This window comes from Schaedlerella arabinosiphila (assembly GCF_003885045.1).
In the GTDB taxonomy this organism is placed as follows: Bacteria; Bacillota; Clostridia; order Lachnospirales; family Lachnospiraceae; genus Schaedlerella; species Schaedlerella arabinosiphila.
Genome location: NZ_RHJS01000002.1, coordinates 5,888,607 through 5,901,577, shown reverse-complemented (window position 1 = coordinate 5,901,577; position 12,971 = coordinate 5,888,607). Strand labels below are relative to the sequence as shown.

Sequence of the window (12,971 nt, the reverse complement as noted above, 5' to 3'; positions counted from 1 at the left end):
ACGGATTTATGGACATGGATTACATCGCTCTCTGCAAGAGTTTCTATTCCGCAACAAATATCCCAGCCACCCTGCTGAAAGACAACCAGGCTGTCTACTCATCCTTAAACGATATCCTGGACATCCCGCTTTTGTATTACCGCGACCTGCCCCCCATAGAGCAGAACAATCCCTGCTTCTGCGGAGATTCTCCCGATCTTGAGTATGGACGGATTCTCATTGAAGATACCGGATATAACCTGGTCTTAGGGCCGGTTTTCAACGTGCCGCTCACAGATGATATTATCCGCCAGACAGTAAAGGAGGCGTCTGTATCTCTTGAATACCGGGAGCAGTTCATTGAAATGCTTTATACCATTCCGCGGCTCAGCCAAATACAGTTCGCCCAGTACCTTGCGTTTTTATATCAGTGCCTGAACCGCAAACCGGCAGATCTGGATCAGCTTTTCTCAGAGGAAGACATGATTACCTGGACGCGTAAAGAGAGGCACACGAACCGAATGGCAGAAGCACAGGAAGAGGAGAAGGAGCACAACACCTATTATTTTGAACAGGAATTATACCAGCTCATCAGAGATGGTGACGTCAATAAATTAAAGAAATTTCTCTCTGCCACACGTCCCCAGCTGAAAGAAGGGACACTGGCATCCTCCCCCCTGCGCAATGAAAAGAATCTGTTTATCGGCACAGTAACAAAAGCAGGGATCATGGGGGCAATCCCCGGGGGGATAGACATAGAAAAGACGTATCGGCTCATAGATTATTATATTCAGGAATGCGAACAGCTTCAGACGATTGAACGAATCCGGCAGCTGATGTACATTATGCTTCTGGACTTCTGCCAGCGTGCCGGAGAAGTCCATATTCCGGAGGGCATTTCACCCGACGTCTACAAATGCATGTCCTTTATCCGTGAGCACACGAATGAGGCGATCACCATCGAAGATGCTTCCGCCTATGTAAACAGGAGCAGCTCCTATATGATGAAGCATTTCAAAGAGGAACTGGGAATCCGCATGGGCGCTTATATTATGCGCTGCAAGCTGGAAGAAGCGAAAAGTCTTCTGACCTACAGCCAGAAAAGCCTGGCAGAAATCAGCAGTTATCTCTGCTTTTCCAGCCAGTCCTATTTTCAAAATGTATTCAAGAAGCAGTACGGCATGACGCCTCTTCAGTATAGGAAACAGACAAAAATATAGTCTGACTGCCTTTTTTGTACTCTGTTTACTGCCGTACAGCCTTTGCCATGTCAGATTTCCTTGCTGCAGCTTCCGCTTTCATTCCGGGGAGTAACTTTTCAAGATCAAATTTACTGACAAGGATGCACAAAAATATAAACAAAACAAATGGTATCACAATCGCAAATCCATAAATCGCCGTTTTGGTGGCTTCTGTCGCTGCCGCAAGTGTTGAATCATACCCTACGGCAGCAAGAAGCCAGCCGATCAGGGATGTACCAATCCCGCTCCCCAGCTTTCCGCCAAAGCCTGATGCACTGTTTGAAGTCGCTACCATTTTCACTCCATATTTATATTCGTTGTAATCAATACTCATTGCAGTCATCACACCGGTCAGACACATCACAGGGATGGTCGCAAAGGTTGTGATACTTCCAAATAACGCATAGCAGAAAAAACTTTCTCTGGTAAAAAGAAGCAGGATATTTGCGCCGATTCCTAATCCAAAACTCGGCAGCAATGTTTTTACAACACCCAGCTTCTTAATCATTGGTCCAACCAGTATAAATCCCAACACGGTAGGTATCATTCCGATTGCACCCAGGATTCCGACCAGATTGTCATTTCCAAAAATCCATTTACAATAATAAGCACCGGACCCGGCCACAACTCCATAAATAACAGACGCCGTCAGATTCATTACCAGAACAATTACCCAGTATTTATTATGAAAGAGTTTCCCAATTGCTTCCAGAAAAGGGACCACTTCTTCTTCCGTTTGCTCTGTCACTTCCACAGCCGTTCCTGACTCCGTTGCCGTTTCGCGGCTTGTTGCATATGCGATGGCAGAAGCAAGAATGACCAAAATTCCAATTACAAATCCAAACTTGATCCATGCGCTCTGATTTCCGCCCAGTGCGTTTGTGATCGGAATAATTCCGATTACAAAAATGGAACCTGCAATGTATCCGGCGGCTGTCCTCCACGTTCCCATAATGCTCCGTTCTTCCTGGCTGTTTGTACGGACTGTCATGAGTGCACTGTATGGGATTGCCATTGCAGTATAAAATACGGCTGTCAGGAGAATATTTGTAATCATGGCATAGACGAGTTCAACTGTATTTCCTGTCTTTGGCACGGTAAACATCAGAACCACCATGATCCCTCCCGGAATCCCGGCTTTCAAGATCCATGGACGATATCTTTCCTTTCCCGGTTTTGTATGATCCACGATATTTCCCATGACCAATCCCGTAAATGCGTCTATTATTTTGCAGATCAGAAACATCATAGCAACAGCCCCGGCAGCCATTCCAATCTTATCCGTATAAAAATAAGTAAGCTGTCCTGCCAGTGTTGACATTGCATTTAGTGCAAACTGCCCCATTGCGTCCCCAAAGTAATCCTTTAGATGCATGACCTTTTGAACGCCGTATTTATCTTTTCCCAATGGTTTTCTGCCCATAGCATGCTCCTCCTGTCTTCCGAGTGCTCATATTACATGCCTGTATATATTTGCTGCCGTGTTTTCAGGAATATTATAGGAAAAAAGGGAGACGAAATATTGTAAAATATTATATGGATTTGTAAATTTTAGCACTTTTTTATTGATAGAATTTGTTATCAAAGGCTCCTTGCACGTGAATGCCAGAATCAGTTTTTAAGCAGTCTGCCTCTCTTTCATCTCTTTGCTTTTGAAAAACACAAGAAAATCCGCCGCCTACAGATTTCCTGTATCTCCTGCCAAAAGAAAAACCACAGACCTCTTTTTAGAAGTCCGTGGCTTTCAAGTACCATATTTATACTACACCATAGGTTCTGATTCCTTTTTCTCTTTTAATTCCAGTACCGTTTTCAGCGGAAGTTCCGTCCTTTCTGCAATAGTATGGTCATCCAGAAGTCCGATCAGATTTTGGGCAATTTCCAATTTTCCCCGCTCTATTCCCTGTTCGATTCCCTGTTCAATTCCTCTATTTACCAGCATCTGTCCCAACCGTGTCATTCCAATCACCTCTCTCAATTCATCCATCTCCGCGGACTCCAAAAATTTGTCCGCCATAACATATAATACAGTTTCAACCTTATCTAATTCTTCCTGGCCGGCAGATGCAGCTTCCTTTGTGATCTGGTACGCCGCTTTTACCCGATCCTTTAGCGGCATTTTTCCTTCCATCAAAAGGCAAATCGTCAGCAAAGCCATATCTTCTTTTGTAAGTTTCTCTTTACATTCCTGCTTTCTTTTCAGATCCGCGATCATCTGGTCCGCATCATATCTCCGCATAATGACCGGTACAATTTTAAATGTATTTACGCCCTCTGTAAACTGCGTCATCGGATTTTTGATTCTGCCGGAGTACAATACATACGTAGTAACGGAAACCTTATGCTGGTAACTGGCCAGAGCCTCGTAGATGCGGAATCTCTTTAAACCCTCCAGCCCTTCGTTTTTGCTCTGAAATTCAAAATGCACCCAGGATTTGTCCTCCATGACCAGATTAAAATCTTCATAAAACTTTTTTACATCCAAATGCACCAGTTCCGTAGCTGCCAGATCCACAGCCTTTTTCTGAATCCCAAAGTATGGGAGCAGCACATCCGAAAAATACCGGAATGCTGTCTTTAAGGCCGCGTCTTCATGCTGGATCGCCTCCTGTGGTTCCGGCCTCAAAGCCTCCGGGGCCGGTTTTAATTTTTCTGTACCCATATCATTGATCCTTTCCGTAAAACCAGATAGGGAAACGTTCTTTACTATCACTATATCAAAAATAGCCTTTGCGGACAATGCGGTTTTACTAAAATTTTTTATTATTTTTCTCTATAGTAGTTTTGAAAATCTCCCGAATAGCAGGAAAGATAAAACCAGACAATAGAAGTTGTCCCGATTGGGTTATGATATCCCCCGGGCATAATATTTGAAAAGGAACGGTTTCTCTATATTGAATCATTCTCCGCGTAAAATAAGTTTAAGTCGGATGGCAGGAAATGTCAATACAAATCGTCGGACAGTGTGTGAACTTTCGGACACATATTATGAACCGCGGTAACTCTGCACTCTGTAAAGCGATCTATGATCTACCTTTCCTCCTTCTTCGATTTCCTTAGTCTTTTTTGCTGCATTGTCATCCAGAATTATCAGATCCGCTTTCTGTTCCTGAGCAAGAATCATCACTTCCACCTCTCCGTCATGCAGTTTTGCCTTATACATTTTCTTTTCGCTATGATCCTGTATCAAATGAACTACCAAAATCTATGTTTTTCCCGCCTGTGTCAAGTAAAACCAATGTAACTTCCTCATCCCTCATTTCTTCTGCCATTACTTTCAATCGCATACGCCCCATGCCCATTGAATATCTGGAAGCACTGTGTAAGTATGATCGAGTTTCCGCTGATTATGTGTTAGCTTTCAAAGATTCTTTTCTTCATTATACTTATTTAGCCGATTACCCTTCCATCCTCAATCGTTATAACTACCTCCGACATCCTTGCCACCTCAAGGTCATGGGTCACCATGATCAAGGTCTGTCCGAATTTTTTCGCGCTTTCTATCAAAAGCTCCAGCGTCTCCAGCGCAGTCTTCTTATCCAGGTTTCCGGTTGGCTCGTCCGCAAATATGATCTTCGGCTTTGACAAAATGGACCGGGCGATGGCCACTCTCTGCTGCTCCCCGCCGGACAGCTCTGAGGCATATTTCTTCTGCTTATCTTCCAGTCCAAGGGTTTCCAATACCGTATGCAAAAACTCCGGGTCCGGCTTCCGTTGGTCCAGCTTCACCGGCATACAGATATTTTCCAGCACATTGTACTCCTCCATCAAATTATATTGCTGGAATACAAAGCCCATATGCCTTCTCCGGAAAATGGCCATCTCTCCGTCCGAGTATTCCGACAGATCCTTCCCCTCAAAGCAGACCTTCCCTTCGGTAGGCTGATCCAGCCCGCTCAATATATACAGCAGGGTCGATTTTCCGGAGCCGCTCCTCCCGATCACGGAATAAAACCTTCCCTTTGCAAACTCCAGGTCGATCCCGTTCAATGCGTTTACTTTTACAGAAGACGACTCATAGGTCTTCCGGATGTTTTCCGTTTTTAAAATCGTATCCATCCCATTTCCCTCCTTCTTATTTTCAGCATTTCCTTTAAGACAGGCTTTCTCTGATATTTTCCTTCAATACCCGGTTTTGGGTGCAGAAGAACAGCAGGAACACACAGGCCATGCCAAATGCGCAGAACGCAAGATGCATCGGCAGGCTCCAGCCTACAGTCAAATACTCATTCAATTGTAATTTCAGCAACTGGATAAAGCTGTCTGTATACTCAAATTCCTCCACATACCTGTGGTAGGTTCCGATGTGCTTGATCACAAAATACAAGGCATATCCCAGATGCCCCAGCAGGCAGGAATACACACTCATAAGAAGCCCTTTTGCCGCCAGCTGTACCCGGAGCCGCCTTCGGGACATCCCTATGACCTGCAGCAGAGCAAAGGAACGCTTCTGAGTCAGGCCGCGGAGTGTTTCGATATTCAGCTGGATCAGCATCAGGATCAGGAAGATACCGATACCGCAGATCCAGATATGGAGCAGGGACTGTATGGCCTCCTGGCGAAGTGCTGTATTCCGTTCCCGGCTGTTATCAAAATTCAGGTGATTGTCCGCCGCTGACTTGGCCATCAGGTAATCTGTGGAGAGATATTCTGCATCCATTCCGGTATAAACACTTGCACGCGAATACCCATATTCCTGGTTGCTCCAGCTTCCGTCAATCAGATGAATTCCATCCTTGTCAGTCTCTGTCAGCCTTTTCGCAAATGCATCGGAGGCGATTATGGAATAATAATTGGTTGCCGGTATCATCAGATAAGGATCCTGAAATAAATCCGCTGTAATGATCCCTGCGACCTCCGCCTCCGCCCTGCTGACCGCAGTCAGTTTTTCATAGGGCTCATAGGGCTTAGCCCCATCCTCCGTCCATACCTGCCCCGTACCGTCCTCCGACAGTTCTCCCAATCCGTAATTCACCGCGGTGATCACATCCCCTGGTTCCACACCAAAATCCTGATATAATCTTCCGGCCAGATCCACACCTGTTTCCTGGTTATAAGGAATGTAAAGGAGAACCACTTCTCCGTTCCTGAATTTCTCCCGGTCAATCTCATCATCCACATACCGGAAAAATGAATCCCAATTGTCCTCGGCTACTCCATAGACATAGCACCACAGCCCTTCCGAACCGGCTGCTGACATGTTTTCTCCGTATGAATCCTCTGCACCTTCCCATGGCCGCGGCCCATAAAAATTTTGTGCCAGCAGAGCACGAAACGGATTCTTCTCCATATCCGGAAATTCCAATGTGACCGCCAGATTCCGCCATGCTACAACCTCTTCGATTCCAGGAAAGCGCCTGACGTTCTTTATATATTCATCTGAGATATAGTCGTTCTGTTCTCCCTTGGTAATGCCATAGGAACTCATTTTTGACCAGGTATCATCAATATAAACAGGCGCCAATGATTCTCCATAGCAGAAAAGCACCGCTAATACACTGGCTGAGGAAAGCATCAGCAATCCCAGCTGCTTCTGTTTTCTCTGCCTTCTGTCCGCCCGGAGTAAAAAACGTTCCTGCGCGGACAGGCGTCCCCTCAGAGCATAATGGAAAATCAGAAACCGGGTGCCGAAAACAGCCCCAAACCAAAGCATCAAAATCCCTGCGATCAGCACAGCGGGAATGGAGATATAAAAGTCCCCTGTGCTTTGTTCCATCAGAACCCGAAGCAATCCCCAGGTAGCCAGGCTTCCAGCCGCAACTCCTCCGGCTGCGGCCGGCAGCAAGATCACCATGGTTTCATAAAAAATGATCTGGGAGAGCTGCTTCTTTGTTACTCCGATAATACGGAACAGCCGGATGGAACGCGTCTGCTCCTTGATCTGTATGGAATAGATGACAATGACAGCAACCAGAGTTGTGAATAAAATCAGGACAAGATTGAAGTAATGATATTCTTCCTCCGCAATCTGCCCATTGGCAGCCGTATTTTCCACAACATGCGCATAGCTTCCCTTCAGCTCCTTGTAAAGTGGATAGCCTTCTTCTCCCTCTGCAGACAAAAAATACTGGTAGGAGCATACCTCTCCGATCTCCTTTGCCGCATCCGCAGTCACACAGGCCCCTGCCAGCGTCACTTTTTCCGTCCCGGTGCTCCACAGATCCGTATACTCCCGGAGCACGCCGCAAAGGGTATACTTCCTGTCCACCACCTCTTCCTCTCTGTTCAAAATCCGCAGTGTCAGGGTCTGTCCCAGCTCATAGTCGTATCCTAGGCTGCTTAAGATGTCCGCCTCTATGGCAATCTCGTCGTCCTCTGTGGGGAACTTCCCGCTCTGTACAGCAATACGCCCGATCGCAAGCAGGGATTCATCCAGGGTTCCGATTCCCGTAAGAACGGTTTCACCGCCGTCCAGGAGCTTTCCGTATACCTGGGCGGTTCCGCAGTCCTGAATGTGTTCATCCTTTGATACAGACAACGGCTCCGGACTGTAAATGGCCGCATCCCATTCCCCGTATGTATCATAGCGCAGCTCCTCACGTGTCTTGTTCAGACTCCCCGTAATGCTGACGTTGACTACCGCAAACGCGACAGATAAAAAGCATACCAGGAACAGATAGAGACTGCTCCTCTTCTTCCCCTTCAAACCTTTCAGCGCAATATCACATAAATAGTTATGCATATTTTCTCACCTCCGGTTTTATTGTAGCACTCAAACCTTACGATTCTCTTACAATTTCCCTTACGATTTCGTAAGGGTTGCAGGAAAATAGTGAATGCAGATTGCGCGGAATATATCTTCGGATATGTCAGTTATTTTTCTGCAGCTCGTAAGGTCTTCTGCCCTCCAGGATGGGCGCCTCCAGCCGGAAGCATGCCCCGCCGTCTTTTCTGTTTTCCGCCTGTATGCTGCCGTGGTGCGCCTTTAGGATATCTGCCGCCATGCTCAGCCCGATCCCGTACCCTGTCTTCCCATAGCATCCCCGGTGAAACCGTTCAAACAGATAGGGCAGCTCGTCCTCCCCGATGCCAGGGCCTTCATCCTTGATTTCCAACACGAGGCTATGGACGCGGTCGCTGGCCTGAATGGTGACCGCAGAGCCGGGCGGGGTATGTTCAACCGCATTTTTCAAAACATTTTCAAACGCCTGTGAAAACCAGTAGCTGTCAAGATAGATCTCAGAAATTCCGGAAATATCCGAGGATTCATATACGATTCTGGCCCCCTTTTTCTTCCATAATGGTTCCAGCACGGTGATGGTGTTCTGGATCAGCCGGCTCACATCACAGCGTTCTAACCACATGTTGATCTTTTGCTCCCCAAGCTGGCTGCATTCCAGAATCCGGTCCACTTCCCCGGTAAGCCTTCCCATGCATCTCTGGCATTCCTCCAATTCTGTCTGCACATCAGAGAGGGATGCCTTGGACTGTGCCAGGTCAATGCGGATCTGCAGGGCGGTCAGCGTTGTTTTCATTTGATGGGCCATATTTTCCATAAACTGATTCAGGCGCTTTTCCCGCGCTTCCCGGTGCTGAATCTGGTGCTGTGCCTGAGCCGTCACTGCCGCCAGCTCATTTCTCAGATTCTCCACCCTTCCCTCTTTTAGCGTTTCCTCCAGATTGTTTTCCCCTCTTAATAAAAAGCAATCCAGTTCCTGTACCAGCCGGTCGATTTTTTTCTCCAGCGCGTAACGCCTGTACCTTTCCAACACAAAAAGCCCTGATATGATTATAAATCCTGCCAGGGCTATCATTTTCTCTTCCATCTTCCCACTCTCATTTCTGTACATGTATTGCCCAGCGGTAGCCGATTCCCCGCACGGTTTCTATGTAATCGTCCCCCTGAAAAGTCCCCAGCTTGTCTCTCAGCCGGCTGATGTTGACTCTTAGGGTATTCTCATCTACGAAGGACGCATCCTTATCCCAGACCTCATAAAAAAGCTTATCCCGGCTCAGTGTATACGGCCAGCCCATGAGAAGATTTTGCACTAATTGCAATTCGATCGGGGTAAGCTCCAGCGCGGACTGATTCCGATAGACCTGATGCTTTCCTATGTCGTAAGTCAGTTCCCCGCAGAAAAGCCGCAGCCCGTCAAACCGTTTTCCGCGCCGCAAAAGCGCCTGTACCCGGACAATCAGTTCCTGCATACGGAAGGGTTTTGTGATATAGTCGTCGCCTCCCACTTTAAAGCCCCGCACCACGTCCATCTCGCTTTTATATGCGGTAAGGAACAGGACCGGGATATCGGAAAGCCCCCGGATTTTCTTACACAGGTCGTATCCGTTCTCCTCCCCCAGGTTCACATCCAGTATGATCAGCTCCAGCCGCTGCTTTTTCAGAATCTCCAAAACCTTCTCAGGCTGTGCGCACCACTCCGTCTGATAGCCGCTCCCGCTTAAAATATCTGTTAATCCTCTGGCTACCGGTTCATCATCCTCTACGATTAAAATACGACATTCTTCCATGAAAATCCCCCCATTCGTAAATACGATCCCTCTATACTGAAAACCTGCCGCCGGCTGCTTTTCTCGGCTTGCTATTTACCGCCGGCTGCTTTTCTGCATACGACGGTATTTAGAAGAGGCTGTACCGACAGCCCCTTATTCCTTCATCTGTCCCGTATTGACCGCCTCAAAAGACAGCGTAACGACCGCCCGGAACACATTTTCCACGTATCCGGTTTCCACGATCCCATCATATTTCTCCGCGGCGGCCCGAACACTTTTCAGCCCCCAGCCATGCAGTCCGCCATCGGTTTTCGTGGTAAGCAGTTGGCCGTCCTTTGAGACAGGGGCGGTATTGCAGCCGTTTTCCACCTTGATCACGAGCATGTCGTTGATCCGGCGAACCGTGAGATGGATAAAACGCAGGTTTCCTTCGGCCTGCTTTGCCGCCTCCAGGGCATTGTCCAGCAGATTTCCCAGGATTGCGGTCAGATCGGCGCTGCGGATGTTGGTGTGCCGCGGAAATTCCATGCTGACCTCTGCGGCGATCTGCTGTTCTTCCGCGTCGGCAGCCTTATTTCCGATCAGATAATCGACCGCCTCATCCCCAGTCCACACAGCCCTCGTGATCTCCCGGACCGGGCCGCGAAGGTCCTCCAGATACTGTACGGCATCGTCCACATTTCCCCGGGTCAGATGGCGGTGCAGAAGTTCTATATGGTTGTGCAGGTCATGAAACAACCGGGCATGTTCCGAATACAGGCGGTTCAGGCTTTGATAATCACGGTCCAGCAGCTCCGCCTGCTCCGCTTTCAGCCGGGCGATCTCCTTTTCCGCCTCATAATGGCGGTTCAGTTGAAAGATGAGAACCGAAAACATCAGGATTACGGAGAAAAGATTCCACATGCCCAGTTCATCCTCGGGAAGGGAAATGACCGTCTGCGAGCCAAGGGTCACGACGCAGATCATCCCCGCCACCGCGATCACCGATGCCCCGCGAAATACGTCTCCCCCGCCGGAACCGCGCGTTTCTCTCCCCCGGCAGTGGCGCGAAGCAGACCGTTCAGAGGTTCGGTTTCCGGCCAGATGAAGCGCCAGGAACACCAGCATGAACAGACGGACCGTCCAGACGGCCAGCAGATGCTCCGGCGCCCCGGTGTCCAGGAAACGCAGCCAAAGCTGATCCTCCGGCAGCAAAAATCCGCCCTGTCCGGTCAGATATTCCGCATATCCCCCCGGCACGCCCGCGGATTCCTGTCCGGTCAGGCAGGGCCAGAAGGCATCCATGGCCTGATGGGAGACGCACTGCCTTGCGAGATATCCCACGCGGAACGCAATGGCAAAGACACAGGATATGATAAATTCCCAGAGGGCCGCTGCAATTTCATAGAAGAAGAGTATGAACAGGCTCATGCGGATCTGATCCCGAGGTACAAGCATACGCACCCCGACGGCCAGAAGCAGAATTTCCGCCCCGATGACCCCGGCGTCTGAAACCGGGCACACCAGCAACGCCGTAATGACTGCGGCCGTTCCGGCTGAGAGCGCGCCCATCCTGGGGACATCCTTCCGTCCCAAAAGCAGAGCGCATACCAGGTACAGCCCCGCAAATCCCCGAATCCCGTTTGTCAGAAAATATGAAAGGATCTGATACCATTCCATCATATATGCGCCCCCCAAAACCGGTTGATCTCCTGTTTTACTTCCTGCAGATGCGCACGGCTTATGGGAAGCTCTGCGCCGTTTTTCAGGACGGCCATTCCGTCGCTTATTTTCATGATCTGGATGATGTTGACAATATAACTGCGGTCGATAAACAAAAACTCAGGCGCGTCCAGCTCCGAATAGATCTGCTGCAGCGGCTTCCGCACCTTTGTCGTCCCCATCCCTGCCGGAGCGGACGAAAGTGTTTCATTCTCCCCGCCGTATCCTTGACTTTTCTGCGTATAGATCACGGAATTTTTTCCGCCGTCCCGCTCAATGTAAAAAATATCCCGATACGGAATTTTTTCCATCCGGCGGCTGGTCTTTATGATGTATTCCTGCCCGGCCTCCAGCTCGATCATCCTGGCGGCATCGGCCACGGCGGCGGATAGACGCTCCCTGGGATTGTCCTTGGGAACATAGCGGAAGATGGACAGCTCGTAGGCATCAATCGCATATTCCAGATGCGAGGTGATGAAAATAATCTTCACATTCGGCAGAAATGGCTTGATCTTCTGGGGAAGCTCCATCCCGGTGATCCCGGGCATTTCAATATCCAGCAGGAGCAGGTCGTAGAAAAAATGATCGTCCGTAATGTCCCACAGCAGGTTGCTGCTCTTTGTATAAACCGTGATCTCGCAGCCGATTCCGCATTTCTGAAGGGTTTCCTTTGTGATTTCCTCATGCAGTTTTACCGAGTCCCGCTCGTCGTCGCATATTGCGATCCGTACCATATTGCAGCCTCCTTCTCCTGATCCGCCAAGACGGATCTGCACATATTTAAAATCCTCCCCCAGCAGATCCGATTCAATCCGATTCCCTTTCTTCTGGTATCGCAATCAAGTCTTGATTCATCTGCTGCTCTAATACCAGCCTGGCCCTCCGAATCTCCTCCTGATCCGTCCGGAAAATGTCAAACTCCCCGATTCCCGGAAGCCCCATATGCACCTCCGGATTTCTGTATTCCATACCGCTGCTGATCATTTTTTTCCCGGACATGTGAAAACTGGAGGCATGGATTTCTCCTGCCAACTGCCGGATGACCTCTGCATTGACCCCGCTTCCCACCAGGATCTCGATTCGTCCGTCCGCCTGGATGAGCAGTTTTTTCAAAACCGCTTTCCCGTTGATGCAGTCCGGCGCCTGGCCGGAGGTCAGGATGGTGTCGATTCCCAGCGACACCGCTTCTTCCAGTGTCTGGTAGGGGTCCCGGCACACGTCAAATGCCCGGTGCAGGGTCATTTGCATCGGGCCGGCCTGTTCCCGGAGAAATTTCATCCGTTCTGAGTCCAGGCTTCCGTCCGCTTTCAGGCAGCCGACAACCACGCCGTCCGCCCCCAGCTCCCGAAACAGCCGGATATCTTCCGCGATCATCTGAAATTCCGCGTCCGTATACAAAAAATCTCCAAACCGCGGGCGGATCAATACATTCAGATCGATATCGCAGACCTTGCGGATCTGTTTAAACTGGCTCACCCCAGGCGTGGTTCCTCCAATCACCAGGTTGGAGCAGATCTCCAGACGGTCCGCGCCGCCCTCCTGCGCGATCATCGCGGATTCCACAGAATCAATACATACTTCTAATCTTGTCCTCATTTTTTC

The 12,971-nt window shown here is 49.1% G+C and carries 11 protein-coding genes; 1 reads left to right on the top strand and 10 read right to left on the bottom strand.

Translation table 11 applies throughout. The features are described 5' to 3' along the window. Window positions 1-8: 8 nt before the first annotated feature. A complete protein-coding gene (locus EBB54_RS27745) occupies window positions 9-1,199 on the top strand; it encodes a helix-turn-helix domain-containing protein (protein ID WP_125129908.1) in 1,191 nt (396 codons plus the stop codon). Between the two features lie 25 nt (window positions 1,200-1,224). Here the strand turns inward: EBB54_RS27745 and EBB54_RS27740 are convergent, their stop codons facing one another. The 10 genes from EBB54_RS27740 to EBB54_RS27695 form a co-directional block, all read right to left on the bottom strand. After that, complete coding sequence (locus EBB54_RS27740; protein WP_125129906.1) at window positions 1,225-2,643, bottom strand: MFS transporter; 1,419 nt, start codon at window positions 2,641-2,643, stop codon at window positions 1,225-1,227. 339 nt (window positions 2,644-2,982) lie between these two features. Further along, entirely contained in the window at window positions 2,983-3,882 is a 900-nt protein-coding gene (locus EBB54_RS27735) for an RpnC/YadD family protein (RefSeq protein WP_125129904.1), read from the bottom strand. A 324-nt stretch (window positions 3,883-4,206) separates the two neighbouring features. Beyond that, window positions 4,207-4,383: a hypothetical protein gene (locus tag EBB54_RS31510; protein ID WP_243127842.1), complete on the bottom strand. Its 177-nt coding sequence runs from the start codon at window positions 4,381-4,383 to the stop codon at window positions 4,207-4,209. Window positions 4,384-4,610: 227 nt separating this feature from the next. Beyond that, entirely contained in the window at window positions 4,611-5,279 is a 669-nt protein-coding gene (locus tag EBB54_RS27725; RefSeq protein WP_125129902.1) for an ABC transporter ATP-binding protein, read from the bottom strand. A 34-nt stretch (window positions 5,280-5,313) separates the two neighbouring features. Further along, on the bottom strand, window positions 5,314-7,902 hold the full coding sequence (locus EBB54_RS27720) for an FtsX-like permease family protein (RefSeq protein ID WP_125129900.1): 2,589 nt from the start codon (window positions 7,900-7,902) through the stop codon (window positions 5,314-5,316). A 127-nt stretch (window positions 7,903-8,029) separates the two neighbouring features. Beyond that, entirely contained in the window at window positions 8,030-8,986 is a 957-nt protein-coding gene (locus EBB54_RS27715; protein WP_125129898.1) for a sensor histidine kinase, read from the bottom strand. Between the two features lie 10 nt (window positions 8,987-8,996). Further along, window positions 8,997-9,686: a response regulator transcription factor gene (locus EBB54_RS27710; RefSeq protein WP_125129896.1), complete on the bottom strand. Its 690-nt coding sequence runs from the start codon at window positions 9,684-9,686 to the stop codon at window positions 8,997-8,999. A 135-nt stretch (window positions 9,687-9,821) separates the two neighbouring features. Then, complete coding sequence (locus EBB54_RS27705) at window positions 9,822-11,330, bottom strand: ATP-binding protein (RefSeq protein WP_125129894.1); 1,509 nt, start codon at window positions 11,328-11,330, stop codon at window positions 9,822-9,824. Then, window positions 11,327-12,103 (bottom strand): LytR/AlgR family response regulator transcription factor, encoded by a 777-nt coding sequence (locus EBB54_RS27700; RefSeq protein WP_125129892.1) that lies wholly within the window; start codon window positions 12,101-12,103, stop codon window positions 11,327-11,329. Before EBB54_RS27700 ends, EBB54_RS27705 begins: the two co-directional genes overlap by 4 nt. 73 nt (window positions 12,104-12,176) lie before the next feature. Further along, window positions 12,177-12,965 carry a copper homeostasis protein CutC gene (locus EBB54_RS27695; RefSeq protein ID WP_125129890.1) on the bottom strand — a complete coding sequence of 263 codons (789 nt, stop codon included), beginning with the start codon at window positions 12,963-12,965 and terminating at the stop codon, window positions 12,177-12,179. Window positions 12,966-12,971: the final 6 nt, after the last annotated feature.